Below are 20,209 nucleotides of genomic sequence, written 5' to 3' on the forward strand. Positions count from 1 at the left end.
AAGAACTGACAATGCGAGTGCTGCTGGTGGAAGACGACGCCATGATCGGCGATAGCGTGAAGCTGGCGCTGCGCCAGGAAGGCTTCGCGGTGGACTGGGTACAGGATGGCGAGGCTGGCCTTGCCGCCGCCACCCAGTCGGGCGGACCGGACGGCGAAGCCTGCTACGCGCTGATCCTGCTCGATCTCGGCCTGCCCCGCCGCTCCGGCCTGGAGGTGCTGGCCGCGCTGCGCGCGCGTGGCGTGAACACGCCGGTGCTGATCCTGACCGCGCGCGACGCGGTGGCCGATCGCGTCGCGGGCCTCAATGCCGGCGCCGACGATTACCTCGTCAAGCCCTTCGACCTGCAGGAACTGGCCGCGCGCATGCATGCGCTGATGCGCCGCGCCGAAGGCCGCGCGGAGCCGCTGCTGCGCTATGGCGGCATCGTGATCAACCCCGTCACCCGCGAAGTCACGCTCGACGGCGAGCCGGTGCGCTTGTCGGCGCGCGAGTTCGGCTTGCTGTCCGCGCTGCTGGCGCGGCCCGGCAAGGTGTGGTCGGTGGCGCAGCTCGAAGAGCGCCTGTACGGCTGGGGCGACGAAGTGGGCAGCAACACGGTGGAGGTCTACATCCACGCGCTGCGCAAGAAATTCGGCGCGGCGCTGATCCGCAATATCCGCGGCGTGGGCTATGTGGTGCCGAAGCTGGAGGACGGCGCGCCGTCTTCGTCCGGGAGCGCGGGCTGATGCGTTCCATCCAGAGAACCCTGCTGTGGTGGCTGGCGCTGGGCCTGCTGGCCGGCATTGCCATTGCCACCTTGCTGATCTATGGCCAGGCCCGGCAAGAAGCCAATGCGCTGTTCGATTACCAGATGAAGCAGGTAGCCGCCGCGCTGCCCAGCCAGTTCGCCAATCCGGTCACGCCGTTGTTTACGCCGCCGGAGCCGCCCGGCGGCAGCCTGTTCCATGCGGACGAGGACGTGGTGATCCATATCTGGGACGGCTCGGGGCGCAGCCTCTATCTCTCGCACACGCATCCGGCCCTGCCGCCGCGGGCCGAGCTGGGCTTCTCTAATGTCAGGACCGACGAAGGCGAATGGCGCATCTACAGCGTGCAGCTCGGGCCTGCCGTGGTGCAGATCGCCCAGCCCATGTCGGCGCGCAGCCAGGTGGCCGCGCGCATGGCGTTGCGTACTGTGGCGCCGTTGCTGTTGCTGCTGCCGCTGATCGGCTGGGTGGTCTGGCTTGCCGTGGGGCGTGGCTTGCGGCCCTTGCGGGAGATCGCCGCCGGGGTGCGACAGCGCGACATCAATGCTCTGGCGCCGCTGGCCGTCAGCAGCATGCCCGACGAGATAGCGCCCCTGACCGAGGCGCTCAACCAGTTGCTGGCGCGGCTGTCGCACGCCATTGATACCCAGCGTGCCTTCGTCGCCGACGCCGCGCACGCGCTGCGCACGCCGCTTGCGGCGCTGCAACTGCAAGCCCAGCTGGTGGAGCGCGCCGACACGGCCGAGGCACGCCAGGAGGCCGTGCGCAAGCTGCGTCAGGGGCTGGAGCGGTTGACGCATCTGGTGGCCCAGTTGTTGACGCTGGCGCGCCAGGAGCCAGGCGCCGCGGCGCCGCCGCATGAGCCGGTGGACCTGCGCGCGCTGGCGCAAGACGTGGTGGCCGAGATGACCCAGGCCGCGCTCGATCGCCAGATCGACCTGGGGCTGGATGCCGGCGCGGATGCCGGGCCGGCTATCGTGCGCGGCGATGCGGATGCGCTGCGCATCCTGCTGACCAACCTGGTCGACAACGCGCTGCGCTACGTGCCGGCCGGCGGCAAGATCGATGTGCAGGCCTGCCGCGTGAAGGCCGTGGCGGCCGGCGCGGCCGCGGACACGGTGCAACTCGTGGTGCGCGATGACGGTCCGGGGATTCCGGCCGCCGAGCGCGCGCGCGTGTTCGACCGCTTCTACCGTGTGCCGGAAGCCCCCACCGGAGGCAGCGGGCTGGGTCTGGCCATTGTGGCGGAGATCGCGCAATCGCACGGCGCGCGCGTCGCGCTGGAAGACGCGGCGCCGGGGCTGCGCGTACGGGTGGAATTTCCCGCGGGCTGAATCGCGCCGCCTCCCGTATCAGCCTACCGGCGTGAGTACCGGCTCCCCGGCAAAGTGCAGCCGGCTGTTCTCCAGGAACTGCCGCACCGATGCCGCGATGGCTTGCGGCGACCAGCCCGCCATGTGCGGGGTCAGGACCACATTGGGGCAGTCGAACAATTCGGCCGGCGGCTCGGGCTCGGTCTCGTACACGTCGAGCCCGGCGCCGCCGAGCTTGCCTGCGCGCAGGGCGTCGGCCAGTGCCGCGGTGTCGAGCACGCTGCCGCGCGCGATATTGACCACGAAGCCGCCCGGGCCGAGCCGGGCCAGCACCCCGGCGTCGACCAGGTGCCGGGTGCCGGAGCCGCCGGGCGTTGCGATCACCAGGTAGTCGGCCCATTCGGCCAGCGCGCCAGGCGTATCGAAATAGCGGAACGGCGCATCGCCGCGCGGCGTGCGGTTGTGATAGCCCACTTCCAGGTCGAAGCCCAGCCCGCGCTGCGCGATGCGCCGCCCGATGGTGCCCAGGCCAAGGATGCCCAGGCGCTTGCCCGACACATTGGGGCGCAGCGGCAACGCGGTGCGCCACTTGCCGGCGCGGGTGGCCTGGTCCAGCACCGGTATGGCGCGCACGCTGGCCAGCAGCAGCGCCATGGCGTGGTCCGCCACGCAGCTGTCGTTGGTGCCGGCGCCGTTGGCGACCGTGATGCCGCGCGCCCGCGCATGGGCCACGGCGATGTTCTCGTAGCCGGCGCCCAGCGCGCACACCAGCTCCAGCGCGGGCATGGCGTCGATTTCGGCGGCGGTTAGGCCCGCCGAGCCGATCGTCAGCACCGCGCGTACGCTGGCGCCGGTCTCCTTGATCTGGGTGGTGCGGCTGGCGCTGTCGGGCGCGTAGCGTACCTCGTATTGTTCGGCAATCCAGGAAAGGTGTTCGGTGCTGACGTGGCTGAGGACGAGCAGGAGCGGCTTCATGTTGGGCGGGATGTTCTGGGACCGCCGGCGACGGGCGGAAAGAGGGCGGCTGGCTCCAGGGGCGGGGCCTAAGCTGCACCGCGGCATTGTAGCGGCGCTGCGCCAGGCTTGCCGGCGCGGGGCGGATGGGGGCCGATTATCAAATTTCCGCCAAGAGTGCTTCCAATCCAGGGTGGATGATCGGACGGCGCCGCATGATCATAATGACCGGAACGGAGGAGGCCTTCCCTTCTCCCTCATCGGTTGACGATTAAAGGAGTCTTGCCATGTTCCCCGATTTCGAGGATGCCAGGGTGCTGGTGGTTGGCGGCAGTTCCGGCATCGGCCTGGCCACGGCCACCGCTTTTGCCGCCCGCGGCGCGAACGTCACCATTGCCTCGCGCTCGCGGGACAAGGTCGATGCCGCCGTGCGGGGCCTGGCTGGCAGCGCAGGCACGGTGACGGGCGCCACGCTGGACATCACCGACGACGCCAGCGTGGCGCAATTCATGAGCACCGCCGAACCGTGGGACCACGTGGTGATCTCCGCCGCGCAAACGCCGACCGGCCCGGTGCGCCAGTTGCCGCTGGCCGACGCTTATGCCGCGATGGACAGCAAGTTTTGGGGCGCCTACCGCGTGGCGCGCGCAGTGCCGATTCGCGCGCGGGGCTCGCTGACGATGGTGTCCGGCTTCCTGGGCGTGCGCCCGAGCAAGGCCTCGGTGCTGCAGGGTGCGATCAATGCCGCGCTGGACGCGCTGGGCCGCGGGCTGGCGCTGGAGTTGTCGCCGGTGCGCGTCAATACCGTGTCTCCGGGCCTGATCGCCACGCCGTTGTGGGACAAGCTCGACGGCGCCGCGCGCCAGGCCATGTACGAGAGCGTGGCCGCGCGCCTGCCGGCGCAGCGCATCGGCCAGCCCGAGGATGTGGCGCAGGCCATCCTCTACCTGGCCGGTACGGGGTTTGCGACGGGTTCGACGGTGCTGGTGGATGGCGGCGGCGCCATCGGCTGAGCCTCGCACCGAGGCGCCGAACGCACGCAGAAACGGGTACGCTTTGCCGCCGGGACGGCCCGGCATGACTTGAAGTGGTTGAGGAATGCCGTTCTAATGCGGCGGATGCGACTTCCTGGTCCCCCAATGAAACCTGCCTTCCTGTCTGCCTTGTTGTTAGCCACTGCTCTGGCGATCCCGGCCGCCCCCGCGGCGGCGGCCGCGCCGTCCCCTGCGACGCAGGCTGAGGTGAGCCACCTGTTCTCCTATCTCGCCGGCTCGAATTGCCAGTTCAACCGCAACGGCAGCTGGTATTCCGCGCCAGACGCGGCCGCTCACCTGAAGAAGAAATACGACTACCTCGCCGACAAGGGCGCCGTCACCACTAGCGAACGCTTCATCGAGCTGGGGGCTAGCAAGAGCAGCGTCAGCGGCAAGCCCTACCTGGTGAAGTGCGGCCAGGCGCAGCCGGTGGAGAGCGGCCCCTGGCTGGGCGCCGAACTCGCACGCTATCGCCAGAAGGCGGCGGGCAAGTAGGCCTGGCCGGACCGGCGCGCCGACCGTCGGCAAGACGCTTTTCCGGCGCTTGCGGGCGCGTTTGCAGGTGCGCAGAAACGGGTACGCTTTTGCATTCCGGCACGCCGGACCGGATCGTGCGGCTGTGTCAGACAGTTACCTATGGCGGCTCGGCATTCGCCGCACCATACTTCCCCTCGGACGGTACCCCAGGCGTATCGGCCAATGTGTCCTCAAGGCCCGGCGCGCTACCTGCCGCGCGGGGTTCCTCTCAGGCGCATGTGATGCCGGTCCAGGCATGGTTTATCCAGGCGGCAGGTTTGGCTAAGGAGACTCCGGATGCAGACCGTCATATCCCATCACGAAAGCGAAAACCAAAACGAGAGCGAAAGCAGTCGCGTGCCGGCCGCCACCTGGCGCCGGCTGACGCACCGGGCCGGCGTGGCCGTGGCGGTCTGCAGTGCCCTCGCGGCGCTGGGCTGGATTGCCTGGATCTGCTGGCGGCTGGTCGGCGTGGGTTCGCCAGGCAGCATGAGCTTTGTCGACGCCTTGGTGGTCCTGGTGATGCTGGTGTTCACCTGTGGCGCTGCCGTGGCCGTCTGCGCCGTGTGCGAAATGGGGCAGCGCTGAGCCGGCGGGCCGGCCTGATTTCGCCACGATAGCCGGGCACTTTGCACCGGACGGGGCGCATGGGCGGCGTGGCACCTCAGGTTTCCTGCGTCATCCCGCTCAGGTCTATCCATGCTTCGAACTGGGCCTCGGTAACATGGCCCGACGCCAGTGCCGCCTCGCGCAGCGACAGGTTCCGCCTGACCGCCAGGCTGGCAATCTCGGCGGCGCGGTCGTAGCCGATGTGCGGATTGAGCGCGGTTACTGGCATCAGCGAGCGCGCCAGCAGTTCGGCGATGCGCTCGCGATCCGGTTCCACGCCTTCCACCATGTGCGTGGCAAAGCTCGCGGTGGCGTCGGCCAGCAACGTGACCGATTGCAGCAGGCTGTACGCAATCACCGGTTTGTAGGCGTTGAGCTCCAGCGTGCCAAGCCCGTTGGCCAGCGTGATGGCGGTATGGTTGCCGATCACCCGGCAGCACACCATGGCCAGCGCTTCGGCCTGGGTCGGGTTGACCTTCCCCGGCATGATCGAGGAGCCCGGTTCGTTGGCCGGCAGCACCAGTTCGGCAAGACCGGCGCGCGGGCCGGACCCAAGCAGCATGAAATCGCGCGCGATCTTCAGGAAGGACGACGCCGTGGTGTTGAGCGCGCCCGACAGGTCGGCCAGCGCATCGTGCGAGGCCTGCAACGCGTACCGGTTGGGCGCGGGCTCGAACGGCAGGCCGGTGAAGTCGGCCAGCGCGCGCGCGAACACGGCGGCAAAGCCATGCGGCGCATTGAGTCCGGTGCCCACCGCCGTGCCGCCCTGGGGCACCGGCATGGCGCGCAGCATGGCATGCTGCAGGCGCGACTGGGCATCGCCCACCTGGGCCTCGTAGCCGGAGAATTCCTGGCCGAGCGTCAGCGGCACGGCGTCCTGCAAGTGCGTGCGGCCCACTTTGACGATGTCGGCGAAGGCGTCCACCTTGCGCCCGAAAGCCTGCCGCAAGGTCTCCAGCGCAGGCAGCAACAGCAACTGGATCGTGCGGGCGGCGGCGATATGCATCGCGGTGGGAAAGCTGTCGTTGGAAGACTGGCTGGCGTTGACGTGATCGTTGGGATGCACCGGCTTCCTTGAGCCCGGCTCGCCGCCGAGCAGCTGGATCGCACGGTTGGCAATCACCTCGTTCAGGTTCATGTTGGTCTGGGTGCCGGAACCCGTCTGCCAGACCGAGAGCGGGAATTCGTCCGGCCATTTGCCGGCGATGACCTCCTGCGCCGCCTGTTCGATGGCATGGGCCAGTTCGGGCTTGAGCACGCCCAGTTCGCGGTTGGCGCGGGCCGCGCAGAGCTTGAGGATGGCAAAAGCTTCGATCAGCGCCGGCGGCATTTTCTCGGTGCCGATGCGGAAGTTCTGGCGCGAACGCTCGGTCTGCGCCCCCCACAGGTGCCCGGCCGGCACCGGCACGTCGCCAAGGCTGTCCTTTTCGATCCGGGTGGCGGCTGGCTTGCGCTCGGACATGGCATTCTCCTGTTCGGTCGGCGGACGGCTCCGAAAAAGATCCTGGCTTTGCCGCGCCGGCTGGAAGTGCAATGCGTCCTGGCCGCAGCGGCGGGTTGCGGGCTCAGGCCTTTAGAATACGCCGCGCCGCCGCGGTTCGTTGTCCGCAGGCATGAATGTCAATCCCCGTATGCGGGGAAAAAATACACAAGGGAGCCGCTTATTTCGCTCCTTGTTTTATAGAAGCAAGCATAAATTCCATGCAAACGCTAAATGTCGGGACAACTCGCGTTGCGCCCCGGACCTGCCGGCCTGCGTCGCGGGCCGGCGCGGCGAAAGCTGTCGCATATCCCCGCTTGTGGAGGGGGAGGGTTCACGCCGAAGCCGGAAGCTGTCAGTCTGTCGACGCCCGTCCGCCCCGGCCGGCCAGTCTGTTGGGGCGGAGTGGCTGATAACACATTTCAACCTGCATGGTGTGATCGTAGGGCATCTTTTTTTGCGAGCTCACGGAGCTGCATGTTGCACGGATGAAACATGGCCGGCCGACGGACTATTGTTGCGCACGAAGCATTTGCGGATAAGCCCGGGCGGTAACAAAATGGGCTTCAACAATAAATATATTTTCGGTGAGTATTTAAAACAGGAACTCGGGGTGAATCAAGCGATTCTTCAGTATTTGACTGAGCGCCATTGCTCATCGCAATGGCGTGACGTCTTGTCAGCGTTGGGCGAGGAACTGGCGGAAAGCATGGATCCGGCGAGCCTGCGCGCCGTCATGTGGCGCGTCGGTGCGCGTTTTGCTCAACGATTCGACCCGGGCGAGTGCGCCACGCTCGCCGAACTGGAACGGGCCATTGCCCAAATCTGGCTGGACGTGGACTGGGGCTGGACCAGCATCGAGGATGCTGGCGGCGCCCTGGTGATCCGGCACTACTGCGCACCGCTGAAGGCGGCGCTCGGAGACGCTGCCGACGACTGGTCACCGGCGTTCCTGGAGGGGGCGTACCAACACTGGTTTCGTATGCTTGGCTCGTCCGAGGCCCTGCGGGTCAGCCAGAGTACGCCGATTGATCCCACCGGATGCGTTGAATTCCGGTTTGGGCGTTGAGGTGCTGCGGTGGTTTGCCGCAGGTCCGCCCCGGCGCACCGCCCTCCATCCTTGCGTGAGTGAGATGCCATGAGTCAATCCGACGATTTGTCCAAGCTGTTCCAACGCTTCGGCGGCAGGACGGAGACGTACAAAGAGATTGTGCGCGAAGACGCCGCGGCGCAAGCGCGCGAGCGCTGGCCGCTGCTGTCGGCTATGCGCGTCGACCGCGCCGCCGTGGTGCCGGCAGTCCAGCCCGCGATGCCGCCCGGGCATGAATTTGCCCGCCCGGCAGCGGAGCCGGCCGCATCGCCCGCGCCACTGTGGCGGGCCGCGGTGCCCGCCAGCGAGCCGCGGCCGGCCGCGGGGCCGGTCCGCGAAAATGTGGGGCATGAAGCGCCTTCGGCCGTGAACACGGCAGTCTCCGGGATGGAGCCCCGATTCCGCACGCCGGAAGGCATGGCGCCTCTGGCGCCGGCCGCGAGGCCGCTCACGCCTGCCGCGCCGGCGCAGGCAATCCCTGCCGCACCGGCAGCGGTGTCAGGCCCCGCGATTCCCGCACCGCAGCAAAGCAGCTTGTGGGCGCCGGTGGATCCGAACCACACCCCCGGCACCGGCACGGAACTGAACAAGGTATTCGCGCGGCTTGAAGGCCGCAAGGAACCAGGCGCAACCAGCGAGCGCGCGCCGGCGCGCCGCTCCTTTCTTGATCGGCTGAATCGCTCGTGAAGATCATTGCTGTAGTTTCGGCCAAGGGCGGCGTGGGCAAGACCACGTTGTCGGCCAACCTGGCCGAAGCGCTTGCCGTTGCCGGCGAGAATGTACTTGCCGTCGACCTGGATCCGCAGAATGCCCTGCGCCTGCACTTCGGCATGCCGCCACAGGAGGTCGCGGGCCATGCGCGGGCGACCCTGGCTGGCGAAGCCTGGCAGCAGAGCATGTACAAAGGCCGTTCGCGCGTGCTGGTGGTGCCGTTCGGCGCGCTGAACGAGGCGGACCGCTCCGCGTTTGAAGCGCACCTGGCCACCCACCCGGGCTGGCTGCGCACCGAGCTTGCCGCGCTGGGCCTGGGTCGCGATGACGTGGTCGTGATCGATACGCCGCCCGGTCCGTCGCCTTACATGCGACAGGTGCTGTCGTGTGCGCGGCTGTGCGTGATGGTGTCGCTGCCGGATGCGGCGTCCTACGCCACGCTGCCCCTGATGGAAGACCTGATCCGCACCTATTGCGAGGGCCGGCCGGATTTCCTGGGCCACGTGCTGGTGATCAACCAGGTCGACGTGAGCCGCCAGCTCGGCAAGGACGTGGTGCAGGTGCTGCGCGCCCAGCTCGGCGAGCGCGTGCTGGGCGTGATCCACCAGGACCAGGCCGTGGCCGAGGCGCTTGCCTACGATCGCAGCGTGCTTGAATACAACCCTCACAGCCAGGCCACGCACGACCTGCAGCGCTGCGCTGCGTGGATACGGAAAGCGTTGGCCGCCCACGGAGAAGCCGCGTGAAGCCAGCCAAGGCAATAGCCACTGCCGCGCCCAAGAGCGCGCGGGCCAAAGGCAAGGACCAGAACCAGGACCAGGACAAGCCCAACGGGCTGTCGTCCCTATTGCAGCGGTTCGGCACGACTTTCGTCGAGCTTCCCTTGTGGGACAGTGCCCCTGCGCGGTGGCTTGCGCTGCTGTGCGGCCTGGCCATGTTTGCGCTGGTGGTCACCGTGCCGCTGGATTTCTGGCAGCAGGTCGGGTTTGCCGCGGTGTGCTTCGCGCTGGCGGTGTGGCTGAACAAGGTCAAGGGGCACCTTGCCACCCTGATGATGGTGGTGCTGTCGATCGCGGCTTCCAGCCGCTATATGTACTGGCGGCTGACCGAAACCGTGGGGCTGGGTGGCTGGTTCGACGCCGCCTTCGGCATCGGCCTGGTGCTGGCCGAGCTTTACGCTTTCGTGGTGCTGATGCTGGGCTACTTCCAGACCGCCTGGCCGCTCAAGCGCCGCCCGGTTCCGATGCCTGCGGACGTCGCCAGCTGGCCCACCGTGGATATCTTCATCCCCACCTACAACGAACCGCTGTCGGTGGTGAAGCCGACGGTGTTCGCCGCCATGTCGCTGGACTGGCCGCGAGACAAGATCAACGTCTACGTGCTGGACGACGGACGGCGCGATGAATTCCGCGAATTTTGCGAGAAGGTCGGCGTCACCCACATCACGCGCAACCACAACCGCCACGCCAAGGCCGGCAATATCAACGAAGCGCTCAAGAGCACGCACGGCGAGTATGTGGCGATCTTCGATTGCGACCACATTCCCACGCGGTCCTTCCTGCAGATCTGCATGGGCTGGTTCATCAAGGACCGCAAGTTGGCCATGCTGCAGACGCCGCACTATTTCTTCTCGCCCGATCCGTTCGAGAAGAACCTGCACACCTTCCAGGAGGTGCCTAACGAGGGCGAGCTGTTCTATGGCCTGGTGCAGGACGGCAACGACTTGTGGGACGCCACCTTCTTCTGCGGTTCGTGCGCCATCATCCGCCGCGCGCCGCTGCTGGAAGTGGGCGGCATCGCAGTGGAAACCGTGACCGAGGACGCCCACACCGCGCTCAAGCTGCACCGCAAGGGCTACGGTACCGCCTACCTGGCGATCCCTCAGGCCGCGGGGCTGGCCACGGAGAGCCTGTCCGGGCACGTGGGCCAGCGCATCCGCTGGGCGCGCGGGATGGCGCAGATCTGCCGGGTCGACAATCCGCTGTTCGGGCCCGGGCTGTCGCTGCCGCAGCGGCTGTGCTACCTGAACGCCATGCTGCACTTCTTCTACGGCCTGCCGCGGCTGGTGTTCCTGACCGCGCCGCTGGCCTACCTGCTGTTCGGCGCCCACGTGATCCAGGCCTCGGCGCTGACCATCGCGATCTTTGCGCTGCCCCACCTGTTGCACGCGAACATGACCAACTCGCGCATCCAGGGCAAGTTCCGGCATTCGTTCTGGAACGAGGTCTACGAATCCGTGCTGGCCTGGTACATCATGCGTCCCGTGCTGGTGGCCTTCGTCAACCCCGCGGCCGGCAAGTTCAACGTGACGCCGAAGGGCGGGGTGATCGAGGAAGCCTACTTCGACTGGGTGATATCACGGCCCTACCTGGTGCTGCTGCTGTTCAACCTGCTGGGCGTGGTGGTGGGTTTCCTGCGGCTGTTCCTGTGGAATCAGTTCGAGGCCACCACGGTCGTGCTCAACCTGATCTGGACGTTCTACAACCTGATCATCCTTGGTGCCTCCATCGCTGTCGCCAGCGAGACGCGCCAGATCCGCGTGGCGCACCGGGTTGCGATGAAGCTGCCCGCCACGCTCCATTTCGCCGATGGCCGCGCGCTGGTGTGCGAAACCATCGACTTTGCCGAAGGCGGCATCGGCATGCGGCTGCCGCCGGGCATGAAGGCCACCGTGGGCGAGCCGGTGCAGATATCGCTTTACCTGCAGGACGACGAACACATATTCCCCGCCAAGGTGGTGTTCCAGGGCGAGACGCACACTGGCCTGGAACTGGCGGAGATGAGTCCGCGCGAGGAACTGGCCTTCGTGCAATGCACCTTCGCGCGTGCCGACGCGTGGATCGATTCCTGGGGCCGCAAGCGTGTGGATGCGCCGGGGCTGGCCGCCGGCCAGATCCTGCGCATCGGCCTGCTCGGTTTCCATAATGTGATGTTCCACCTGGGCCGAGAAATGCGCCGCCTGCTGCGGCGGCCCGAACCTGGCGCCTCCGCAAACTGATTGGCCTGAGCGGCCCACGTGCCGCTTCCCCGCCCCATGGGGAGCGGCGATCTGACCACGCACCGGACCACTGGCAAGAAAGAAGAGAATGCGTTTGACCAAGACACCACGCCTGCCCGCACGCTTGTCCACAAGGCCACCCGCGCGCTTGCCAGCATTGACCCGCCTGGGTGCGCTGCTCGCGCTCGCCATGCTGACGGTCAACCCGGCTGGCGCCCAGCGCGCCGGCGTGCCCGATGCCACACGTGACGCCGTAGCGGCGCAGGCGCCTGCCGCCAGCGCCGCGCAGGCCGCCACGGGCGCGCCCCGCAGCGGCGCGCGCACCCTCCAGCTCACGCTCAAGCAACTGGGCGCCACCGCGCCCTTCCAGTTGCGCGGCGTGGACGCCATCAATGGCGTGCCGTTCTCGGTCCGCGCCGACGAGATCGTGACCTCGGCCCGGCTCAAGTTGCGATACACCTATTCGCCCGCGCTGATACCGGCGCTGTCGCATATCAACGTGATGGTCAACGGCGAGGTCGCCGGTACCGTACCGGTGCCCAAGGAGACCGCTGGCACCAGCCTGGAGCGCGAGGTGCCGATCGATCCGCGGCTGATCTCCGAGTTCAACCGCCTCAACCTGCAACTGATCGGCCACTACACCACCGACTGCGAGGATCCTTTCCACTCCAGCCTGTGGGCCACCGTCGGCAATAGCAGCGTGCTGGAACTCACGCTGACGCCGCTGGCACTGGCCAACGAGCTGTCGCTGCTGCCGCTGCCGTTCTTCGATCGCCGCGACGTCGGCCGCCTCAGGCTGCCCTTCGTATTCGCCGGCGCGCCGTCGCTGGCCACGCTGGAAGCGGCGGGAACCGTCTCGTCGTGGTTCGGCGCGCTGGCCGGCTATCGCGGCGCATCGTTTGCCGCCACGCTGAACCAGGTGCCGGCCAAAGGCAATGCGGTGGTGTTCGCTACCAACGAGGAAAAGCCAGCGGGCGTGCAGGTGCCCGCCATCAACGGGCCGTCGATCGCGGTGGTGCCCAATCCGGGCGATGCCAACGCCAAGCTGCTGCTGGTGATGGGGCGCGACAGCGCCGAGTTGAAGACCGCGGCGCGAGCGCTCACGCTCGGCGCCCGCGCGCTGTCGGGGCAGAGTGCCACCATCAACAAGCTCGAAGACGTGGCGCCGCGCGTGCCCTACGACGCGCCGAACTGGATCCGCAGCGACCGGCCGGTGCGTTTCGGCGAACTCGCCGAAGTGCGCGACCTCAACGTCTCGGGCTACAACCCCGACCTTGTGCGCGTGAATTTCCGCCTGCCGCCCGACCTGTTCGGCTGGCGCACCAAGGGCATCCCGATCGACCTGAAGTACCGCTATACGCCGCGCCCGGTGGTGGATAAGTCCACGCTCAATATCAACGTCAGCAACCAGTTCCTGCGTGCCTATCCGCTACGCTCGGTGAAGAACCAGGATGGCCGCGCCAGCCAGTTGCTGGCCAAGGTGCTGCCGGATGGCTCGGTGCCGGTCAGCGAACACATCGACCTGCCGCTGTTCATGCTGCCCGCGCACTCGCAGTTGCAGTTCCACTTCTATTACGACTATCTCAAGCAGGGTGCCTGCAAGGACGTGCTGCTCGACAACGTCAAGGGCGCCATCGATCCGGATTCGACCCTCAACATCTCCGGACTGCCGCACTTTATCGCGCTGCCCGACCTGGCGGTGTTCGGCAACAGCGGCTTCCCGTTCACGCGGATGGCCGATCTGTCCGAGACCGCGGTGATTCTGCCGGACAATCCGGCCGCCGAGGACTATTCGACCTATCTCACGCTGATGGGGCGCATGGGTGAGTCCACCGGCTATCCCGCTACCGGCGTGGCCGTGAGCGTAGCGGCGCAGGTCGACAAGCAGTCCGCGCGCGATCTGCTGGTGATCGGCACCACGCAGAGCCAGCCGCTGTTCACGCAGTGGGCCGAGCGCATGCCGGTGTCGCTGGGGGGCAATGAAAAGCGCTTCTCGCTGACGGATATTGTCTCGACCGTAGCAGGCTGGTGGAACGGCGCGGACGGCACGCGCAACCGTTCGCTGGAAGCACGGATGTCGATCAGCAGCGCCAGCACCGACGCCGCGCTCAGCGCCTTCGAGTCGCCGCTGGCGTCCGGGCGCAGCGTGGTCGCGGTCACCAGCAACGCGCCGCAAGGCTTGCTGGCGATGACGGAGGTACTGCTCGATCCCGACCAGGTCGCCAACGTGCAGGGCAGCCTGGCCCTGGTGCGCGGCAAGGAGATCGACAGCCTGGCGGCCCAGCAGAACTACTACGTGGGCAAGCTGCCGCCCTGGACCTATGTGCAGTGGTGGCTCTCGCAGCGGCCCCTGGCCATGGTGCTGATGATCGGCGGGTCCGCGCTGCTGCTGGCCGCCTTGCTCTTCCTGTCGCTGCGGGCACGCGCGGCCCGCCGCAAGCGGGGAGAAGACAAGTGAGCGTGAACCAACTGCGCGTGAATCAACCGCGCCGCCGCTGGCTGGCTGGCCTGCCCGGGCTGGGCGCGCTGGCGGCACTGGGCGGCTGGCCCGCGCTTGCAGGGGCGGCGACGCCCAGGCCTGCCGCGCCCGCCGCCTGCGCCTGGCCGCTATACCAGCAGTTCCTGTCGCGGTTCGTGCAGGCCGATGGGCGCGTGGTCGATCCTTCCACCAAGGAGCAGCAAAGCACCTCCGAGGGCCAGTCCTACGGCATGGTGTTCGCGCTGGTGGCCAACGACCGCGCCACCTTCGACCGGCTCTGGCAGTGGAGCATTGCCAACCTGGGCGCGGGCAGCCTGCAGGACAAGCTGCCCGCCTGGCAATGGGGCCACCGCGCCGACGGCTCGTGGGGCGTGATCGATGCCAATCCGGCCTCCGACGCCGACCTGTGGTTCGCCTTCGCCCTGCTCGAGGCTGCCCGCTTGTGGCGCCAGCCGCGCTATGCCGAATCGGCGCGCGCGCTGCTCAAGCTGGCGGCGCAGCACGAAGTCGTGTCGCTGCCGGGCTTCGGCACCATGCTGTTGCCGGGGCCGCAGGGCTTCGCACAAGGCAAGGCCGATGGCCCGCGCCAATGGCGCCTCAATGCCAGCTACCTGCCCGTCCCGCTGCTGCGCCGCCTGGCCGCCGCGGAGCCGGCCGGCCCCTGGGGCACGCTGGCCACGCAGACTGGCAGGCTGGTTGAGGCGGTGGCCCGGCAGGGCATCGTGCCGGACTGGTCGGCCTATCGCAGCGACAATGCCGGCAGCGGTTTTGTTGCCGACCCCGACAAGGGCGACGTCAGCAGCTACGATGCCATCCGTGTCTATCTCTGGGCCGGCATGACGCCGCGCGGCGACGCCGCCGGGCGCGTGCTGATGAAGGCGCTGGCGCCGCAGGCGCAGCGCATGGCCGGGCGCGCCGCGCCGCCCGAGCGCATGCACGCCGACAGCGGCGTGCTGGAAGGCGAAGGGCCGACAGGTTTCTCCGCCGCGCTGGTGCCTTTCCTGCAGGCCGCGGGATCGCCGGCCGCAGCGGTGCAACGCACGCGCGCCGAGTCGATGCTCGATGCCGCGCAAGGCAAGCCCGCCGCCATGTATTACGACACCGTATTGGGATTATTTGGCCTCGGCTTTGCCGAAGGCCGCTTCCGGTTCGCGCCTTCGGGGCAACTGGAGCTGGAGTGGGAGAAGACATGTCGAACCGCAAGCGCCCGGCCATGACCGGAGGCGCGACCGCATCCAGGGCGACGCACGGACTGGCAAATTCCGGCGACGCCGCGCGGGCCAGGGGCCTGCGCGCCAAGACGCTGGTGCTGAGCCTGCTGACGGTATTTGCCGCGGCAGCCACCGCGCAGGAGGACCCGGTCAAGCTGCTGGTGGACCAGGGCAAGTACTGGCAGGAACGTGGGCGCAGCGATCGCGCCGCCGAAGCATGGCAGAAAATCCTGCGGCTTAACCCGAACCAGCCCGAAGCCCTGTACGGCATGGGTGTGGCCGAAACCGAAGCGGGCCGCGCCGACGGTGCGCGCACCTACCTTGAGCGCCTGAAGAAGGCGCAGCCCAACTCACCGCTGGTGGCGCGCCTGACGCAGGTGATCAGCAGCGGCGGCGAGACCAGGCAGGTCGAGCAGGCGCGCCAGCTGGCGCGCAGCGGCCAAAGCGAGGAAGCGGTCAAGCGCTACCAGCAGGCCGCGGGCGGCGCGGTACCGCAAGGCAACCTGGCGCTGGAGTACTACCAGACGCTGGGCGGCACCGCGCAAGGCTGGGAAGAGGCGCGCAAGGGCCTCGAGCAACTGGCGCGCGCCAATCCTTCCGACAACCGTGCCCAGCTCGCGCTGGCGCAACACCTGACCTATCGCGAATCCACCCGGCGCGACGGTATCCGCCAGCTTGAAGCGCTCTCGAAGAGCAGCGACGTAGCGGCCGCGGCCAGCGAGAGCTGGCGCCGGGCACTGACCTGGCTGGGCGGCCGCCCGGCCGACGCGCCGATGTACCAGGCATGGCTGGCAAGCCATCCCGATGATGCCACCATCCGCGCCAAGCTCGATGCGATCAAGGGTCAGCAGCAACAGCAGCAGGCCACGCAGGTCGCCGGCGCCGCCAGCAACCCGGTGCGCCAGATCGTGCAGCAGGGCTTCGACGCGATGGATGCCGGCGACCTCGAGCGCGCCGGCGAACGCTTCCAGGCCGCGCTGGCCCAACACCCCGGCGACGCCGATGCCCTCGGCGGCATGGGCGTGCTGCGGCTCAAGCAGGAGAAGTTCGCCGAGGCCGTGGACTTTCTCGACCAGGCTGCCAAGCATGGCGCGGGCGGGCGCTACCGCAGCGCGCAGAACAGCGCCACGTACTGGCTGCTGTCCGAACAGGCAAGCGCCGCGCGCAGCGCGGGCAATCGCGTCGAGGCACGCAGCCTGCTGGAGCGCGCGATCAGGCTCGACCCGCGCGAGCCTTCGGCGCAGGTGGCGCTGGCCGACGTGATGGCCGAGGAGGGCCAGTACGCCCAGGCCGAAGCGGCTTACCGGCGGGTGCTCAAGCAACAGCCCGACAATCCCGATGCCACGCGCGGCCTGATCGGCGTGCTGGCGGCGCAGAACAAGAGCGCCGAAGCGCTCGCCATCGTGCAGAACCTGACGCCGGCCCAGCAGGACAAGGTTGGCTCGCTGGGCAAGCTGCGCGCGGAAGAAGCGCGCGGCCAGGCGCGCGCCGCGCTGCAGCGCGGCGATACCGCCGGCGCCCGCCGCGCGCTGGAAGATGCCATGGCGGCCGATCCCACCAACCCGTGGGTACGGCTGGACGTGGCGCGCGCCTATGCCGCGATGGGTTTGAAGGAGCAGGCGCGCAGCGTCATGGACGGCTTGCTGCTGTCCAATCCCAATATGCCTGACGCGCTGTACGCCAGCGCGCTGCTGTCCGCCGAAACCGGCGACTGGCAAAGCGGGCTGGACGCGCTGGAGCGTATTCCCCCGCAGAACCGCACCCGTGACATGGGCACCCTGCAGCGTCGCCTGTGGGTGCACGCCGAAGCCGACCGCGCCAGCGGACTCGCCGCCGCCGGCCAGCAAGCCGCCGCGCTTGGCGTGCTGCAACAGACCGAGCGCTACGCCCAGCAGGACGCAGACCAGCTTGGCGCGCTGGCGCTGGCCTACGCCGATGCCGGCGACGAGGCGCGCGCGCTGTCGCTGATGCGCAACGTGATGAGCCGCACGGTGCGCCCGGATGTCGGCATGCAACTGCAGTACGCGGCCATCCTGCTCAAGACCAAACAGGACGTGGAACTGGCCGGCGTGCTGCGCCAGCTCGCCAACGCCAGCATGAGCGCATCGCAGCGCCGCGACTACGACGACCTGCGCGTGGCCTATATCGTGCGGCAGGCCGACGCGCTGACCGAGAGCGGCGACCTGGTGGCCGCCTACGACATGCTGGCGCCGGCGCTGTCCGAGCGTCCGGGCAACGGCGCCGTGCGTGCCAGCCTGGCGCGCATGTACGCCCAGGCCGGCGAGAACAAGAAGGCACTGACGCTGTACGAGAGCGTGCTGGAGAAGGATCCGCGCAACCTCGACCTGATGCTGGCGGCCATCGGCACCGCCACCGCCGCCAAGGAATACAGCTGGGCCGAAGGCACGCTGCAGATGGCGCTGGCGCAGGCGCCCAACTCGCCCAAGGTGCTGACCGCCGCCGGGCGGCTCTACCGCGCCGAGGGCAAGACCTCGCGCGCGGCGGACTATTTCCGCGCGGCGGTGGCCGCCGAGAACGCGCTGGGCACTTCGAGCGGCTCCGCACGCCCGGGTGGCGCGGGCTTTGACCGCGTGCCGTCCAACCCGTTTGTCGGATTGCCCGGCCAGCGCGATAGCTCGCAGTTGCCGCCGCCCGGCTCGCAAGCGCCCTATCCGGTTGTGCCAGGCCCCAGCCGTGCCGTGGCGGCGCCCCAGCCCGCGATGATCCCGGCGCCGGTGATGATGAATGCAGGCGGGCAGCCCTCGCAGCCCTATATCCCGGCGCCGGTGTCCGCCGGCGGGCAGCCGATGGCTCCCGTGATCCAGCAGCCGCAAGCCTACTATCCGCAGCAGGCGCCCGCCCCGGCGCAGGCCCCCTCCAGCACCGCCGGCACGCGTGGCAAGAGCACGCGCGGCAGCACCAAGGCGGCTAACCAGGCCACGCAGCCCAATCAAGGCTATGCCGCTTACCCGGCGCCGGCCCCGGCCTATCCGGCCTATCCGGCCTATCCGGGCAACGCGCAGGCCGCCCAGCAGCCCGGCGTACCGTATCCGGCCCCGCAGGCTGCGGCGGCTCCCCAGTATCCAGGGGCGCAATACGCGGCGCCGGCCGGCGGCTACGCGGCGGCACCCGTGCCCGCCGCGCCAGCGCGCCAGCCGATCGGCGCGCAGTCTCGCGCGCCCTGGCTGGCCGATGCCGACTCGCAGGCGAATCCGGTGGGGCCCAAGACCGCGCAAGAAGAACTGCGCGAGATCGAGGCGCAGCGCAGCAGCACCTTTGCTGGCGGCCCCACGCTGCGTGGACGCAACGGCGACTCTGGCATGAGCCAGCTCACCGAAATGCAGGTGGTGGCAGAAGCCAAGATGGCCGCCGGCAATGGCAAGCTGGTGGCACGGGTGACGCCGGTCGCGCTCGACGCCGGCTCGGTGGGCGGCGACTACAACAGCGCCTCGCGATTTGGCGGCGGTCCGCTGGCCTTCCCGGTGGGAGGGGCGCCGGTCAACCTGAATGGCACGCCGTTGCAGTCCACTTCGCCAGGCTCGCAGAACGCTTTTGGGGTGGCGCTCGGTGTGGCCTACGAGTCGGACAATTTCAAGGCCGATATCGGCAGCACGCCACTGGGCTTCCGCTATACCGACGTTAACGCCGGCGCTCGCCTCAACCTGCCGGTGACGCAGCGCACCACGCTGTCGCTGGGCGCGTCGCGCCGGCCCGTGACGGACAGCCTGCTGTCCTACGCGGGCGTCAGCGACGATCGCGTCGGCCTGCAGTGGGGTGGCGTGATGAACAGCGGCGGCCGCGTCGACCTTGGTTGGGACGATGGCCTCTTCGGCCTCTACGGCTATGGCGGCTACGGCGTGCTGACCGGGCACAACGTCATGCGCAACAACCGCTGGGAAGGGGGCGGTGGCTTCTACCTGCGCTTGATCGACAACGCCGAGCAGCGGCTGATGAGCGGCGTCAACTTCACCTCGATGGGCTACTCGGACAACCTGCGCTACTTCACGTTTGGGCAGGGCGGTTATTTCAGCCCGCAGACGTACTTCGCCGTGACGGTGCCGCTCTCGCTGGCGGGCCGCAGCGGGCGGCTGGCCTACAATGTGCGCGGCGGGCTCGGCATGCAGGCCTTCCGCGAGGATGATTCGAACTATTTCCCGACCGATGCCGGCGCCCAGTCGGCCGCCAATGCCGCGGCGGCGACGGCCTTCAAGGCCGGCCTGACCAGCTCGACCAAGGCGGTATATCCGGGCCAGTCCAAGACTGGCGTGGCCTACAATCTGGTTGGCTCGGTGGAGTACCAGGCGGCCCAGCAGCTGTTTGTGGGTGGCCTGGTCGGGCTCGACAACGCGCGTGACTACAGCCAGTGGTATGCCGGCGTCTACGTGCGCTATTCGCTGCAACGCCAGACCGGCCAGATCGCGTTCCCGCCGGTAGCGCCGCAATCGGCGATTGGCCCGGTGCCGTTTTGAATGGGCACGGGACCATACGGAGGAGCCGGGCGCGCGACGATCCATCAATCAAGTGAGAGCGCAGCAAACAGGCTGTGGAAGGAAGTTCATCATGGGTGAAGCAAAACGACGGGGCAGCCAGGCAGAGCGTGCCGAGCAGGCACGCACACGGCTTGAGGGCCTGCGGCCCGCGCAACTGGTGTGCGGCTCGTGTAAGACGGCGTTCAGCACCTTCGATGCGATCGATGCGCCTAACCTGCGTGGCATCGATGCGGTGTTTGGCGGGCAGTGTCCCAATTGCGGGAACGATGTGCTCGTGTTCAAGGGCGAGCCCAATGCCGTGGCCGATGCGATGGTGGCGTGGGAGAGGATGATGGGGGCGGATACCAAGCTTGGGTATCAGTCGCGGGACGGCAAGCACGTGCCATTCAACGAGGGGAAGGAGTAGGCGCAGCGCCGCCGCAAGGCAAGTAAAGGGAAGCGGCGGCAAAGTAAAGGCGCTTGCATTGACCTGCCGCGCCCGGGTGCTGGCGCCCACGCGGACCATCGCCGACATCCGTTTTCCGAAGCGCCGCGGGCGGCGGGGCAAGTCAATCGGGGTGATGCCGTGCTTCGCG

At 68.4% G+C, this 20,209-nt stretch carries 15 protein-coding genes; 13 read left to right on the plus strand and 2 right to left on the minus strand.

What is annotated here, in order from left to right; genetic code table 11:
* The first annotated feature begins 11 nt into the window (after window positions 1-11).
* Both AC1DT6_RS03480 and AC1DT6_RS03485 read left to right on the plus strand, forming a co-directional pair.
* A complete protein-coding gene (locus AC1DT6_RS03480) occupies window positions 12-728 on the plus strand; it encodes a response regulator transcription factor (protein ID WP_441636591.1) in 717 nt (238 codons plus the stop codon).
* Window positions 728-2,083, plus strand: a complete 1,356-nt coding sequence (locus AC1DT6_RS03485; RefSeq protein WP_441636589.1) for an ATP-binding protein — start codon at window positions 728-730, stop codon at window positions 2,081-2,083. Before AC1DT6_RS03480 ends, AC1DT6_RS03485 begins: the two co-directional genes overlap by 1 nt.
* 18 nt (window positions 2,084-2,101) lie before the next feature.
* Here AC1DT6_RS03485 and AC1DT6_RS03490 read toward each other — a convergent pair whose 3' ends face one another.
* Window positions 2,102-3,037, minus strand: a complete 936-nt coding sequence (locus AC1DT6_RS03490; RefSeq protein WP_441636587.1) for a 2-hydroxyacid dehydrogenase — start codon at window positions 3,035-3,037, stop codon at window positions 2,102-2,104.
* A gap of 266 nt (window positions 3,038-3,303) precedes the next feature.
* On the opposite strand from AC1DT6_RS03490, the gene AC1DT6_RS03495 reads away from it, so the two are divergent.
* The 3 genes from AC1DT6_RS03495 to AC1DT6_RS03505 all read left to right on the plus strand — a co-directional run bounded on the left by AC1DT6_RS03495 (window position 3,304) and on the right by AC1DT6_RS03505 (window position 5,154).
* The gene (locus AC1DT6_RS03495) at window positions 3,304-4,029 is read left to right on the plus strand and encodes an SDR family oxidoreductase (RefSeq protein ID WP_441636585.1); all 726 of its coding nucleotides are present in this window, start codon (window positions 3,304-3,306) and stop codon (window positions 4,027-4,029) included.
* Window positions 4,030-4,155: 126 nt separating this feature from the next.
* Window positions 4,156-4,545, plus strand: coding sequence for a YfeK family protein (locus tag AC1DT6_RS03500; protein WP_441636583.1), 390 nt, complete (start codon window positions 4,156-4,158; stop codon window positions 4,543-4,545).
* 318 nt (window positions 4,546-4,863) lie between these two features.
* Window positions 4,864-5,154, plus strand: a complete 291-nt coding sequence (locus tag AC1DT6_RS03505) for a hypothetical protein (protein ID WP_441636581.1) — start codon at window positions 4,864-4,866, stop codon at window positions 5,152-5,154.
* A 76-nt stretch (window positions 5,155-5,230) separates the two neighbouring features.
* Here the strand turns inward: AC1DT6_RS03505 and AC1DT6_RS03510 are convergent, their stop codons facing one another.
* Complete coding sequence (locus AC1DT6_RS03510) at window positions 5,231-6,637, minus strand: class II fumarate hydratase (RefSeq protein WP_441636579.1); 1,407 nt, start codon at window positions 6,635-6,637, stop codon at window positions 5,231-5,233.
* 577 nt (window positions 6,638-7,214) lie between these two features.
* Here AC1DT6_RS03510 and bcsD point away from each other — a divergent pair.
* The 8 genes from bcsD (at window position 7,215) to AC1DT6_RS03550 (ending at window position 20,040) form a co-directional block, all read left to right on the plus strand.
* A complete protein-coding gene (gene bcsD, locus AC1DT6_RS03515) occupies window positions 7,215-7,724 on the plus strand; it encodes a cellulose biosynthesis protein BcsD (RefSeq protein WP_477101784.1) in 510 nt (169 codons plus the stop codon).
* Window positions 7,725-7,793: 69 nt separating this feature from the next.
* Window positions 7,794-8,432, plus strand: a complete 639-nt coding sequence (bcsP, locus tag AC1DT6_RS03520) for a cellulose biosynthesis protein BcsP (protein ID WP_477111972.1) — start codon at window positions 7,794-7,796, stop codon at window positions 8,430-8,432.
* Window positions 8,429-9,202 carry a cellulose biosynthesis protein BcsQ gene (gene bcsQ / locus AC1DT6_RS03525; protein WP_035867614.1) on the plus strand — a complete coding sequence of 258 codons (774 nt, stop codon included), beginning with the start codon at window positions 8,429-8,431 and terminating at the stop codon, window positions 9,200-9,202. The genes bcsP and bcsQ overlap by 4 nt, the downstream gene beginning before the upstream one ends.
* Complete coding sequence (bcsA, locus tag AC1DT6_RS03530) at window positions 9,199-11,454, plus strand: UDP-forming cellulose synthase catalytic subunit (protein ID WP_477111971.1); 2,256 nt, start codon at window positions 9,199-9,201, stop codon at window positions 11,452-11,454. The genes bcsQ and bcsA overlap by 4 nt, the downstream gene beginning before the upstream one ends.
* An 88-nt stretch (window positions 11,455-11,542) precedes the next feature.
* Window positions 11,543-13,912, plus strand: coding sequence for a cellulose biosynthesis cyclic di-GMP-binding regulatory protein BcsB (bcsB, locus tag AC1DT6_RS03535; RefSeq protein WP_477111970.1), 2,370 nt, complete (start codon window positions 11,543-11,545; stop codon window positions 13,910-13,912).
* 11 nt (window positions 13,913-13,923) lie between these two features.
* Window positions 13,924-15,150, plus strand: a complete 1,227-nt coding sequence (gene bcsZ, locus AC1DT6_RS03540; protein WP_477101872.1) for a cellulose synthase complex periplasmic endoglucanase BcsZ — start codon at window positions 13,924-13,926, stop codon at window positions 15,148-15,150.
* Window positions 15,123-19,613 carry a cellulose biosynthesis protein BcsC gene (locus AC1DT6_RS03545; RefSeq protein WP_477111969.1) on the plus strand — a complete coding sequence of 1,497 codons (4,491 nt, stop codon included), beginning with the start codon at window positions 15,123-15,125 and terminating at the stop codon, window positions 19,611-19,613. The genes bcsZ and AC1DT6_RS03545 overlap by 28 nt, the downstream gene beginning before the upstream one ends.
* 91 nt (window positions 19,614-19,704) lie before the next feature.
* Entirely contained in the window at window positions 19,705-20,040 is a 336-nt protein-coding gene (locus AC1DT6_RS03550; protein ID WP_035859003.1) for a hypothetical protein, read from the plus strand.
* Window positions 20,041-20,209 lie beyond the last annotated feature (169 nt).

Source organism: Cupriavidus sp. 01L45 (assembly GCF_056399885.1).

Excerpts from the sequence above, each read along its gene's own strand:
- AC1DT6_RS03480 (WP_441636591.1), top strand. The coding sequence starts at position 12 with ATGCGAGTGCTGCTGGTGGAAGACGACGCCATGATCGGCGATAGCGTG.
- AC1DT6_RS03485 (WP_441636589.1), top strand. The coding sequence starts at position 728 with ATGCGTTCCATCCAGAGAACCCTGCTGTGGTGGCTGGCGCTGGGCCTG.
- AC1DT6_RS03490 (WP_441636587.1), bottom strand. The coding sequence starts at position 3,037 with ATGAAGCCGCTCCTGCTCGTCCTCAGCCACGTCAGCACCGAACACCTT.
- AC1DT6_RS03495 (WP_441636585.1), top strand. The coding sequence starts at position 3,304 with ATGTTCCCCGATTTCGAGGATGCCAGGGTGCTGGTGGTTGGCGGCAGT.
- AC1DT6_RS03500 (WP_441636583.1), top strand. The coding sequence starts at position 4,156 with ATGAAACCTGCCTTCCTGTCTGCCTTGTTGTTAGCCACTGCTCTGGCG.
- AC1DT6_RS03505 (WP_441636581.1), top strand. The coding sequence starts at position 4,864 with ATGCAGACCGTCATATCCCATCACGAAAGCGAAAACCAAAACGAGAGC.
- AC1DT6_RS03510 (WP_441636579.1), bottom strand. The coding sequence starts at position 6,637 with ATGTCCGAGCGCAAGCCAGCCGCCACCCGGATCGAAAAGGACAGCCTT.
- bcsD (WP_477101784.1), top strand. The coding sequence starts at position 7,215 with ATGGGCTTCAACAATAAATATATTTTCGGTGAGTATTTAAAACAGGAA.
- bcsP (WP_477111972.1), top strand. The coding sequence starts at position 7,794 with ATGAGTCAATCCGACGATTTGTCCAAGCTGTTCCAACGCTTCGGCGGC.
- bcsB (WP_477111970.1), top strand. The coding sequence starts at position 11,543 with ATGCGTTTGACCAAGACACCACGCCTGCCCGCACGCTTGTCCACAAGG.
- AC1DT6_RS03545 (WP_477111969.1), top strand. The coding sequence starts at position 15,123 with ATGTCGAACCGCAAGCGCCCGGCCATGACCGGAGGCGCGACCGCATCC.
- AC1DT6_RS03550 (WP_035859003.1), top strand. The coding sequence starts at position 19,705 with ATGGGTGAAGCAAAACGACGGGGCAGCCAGGCAGAGCGTGCCGAGCAG.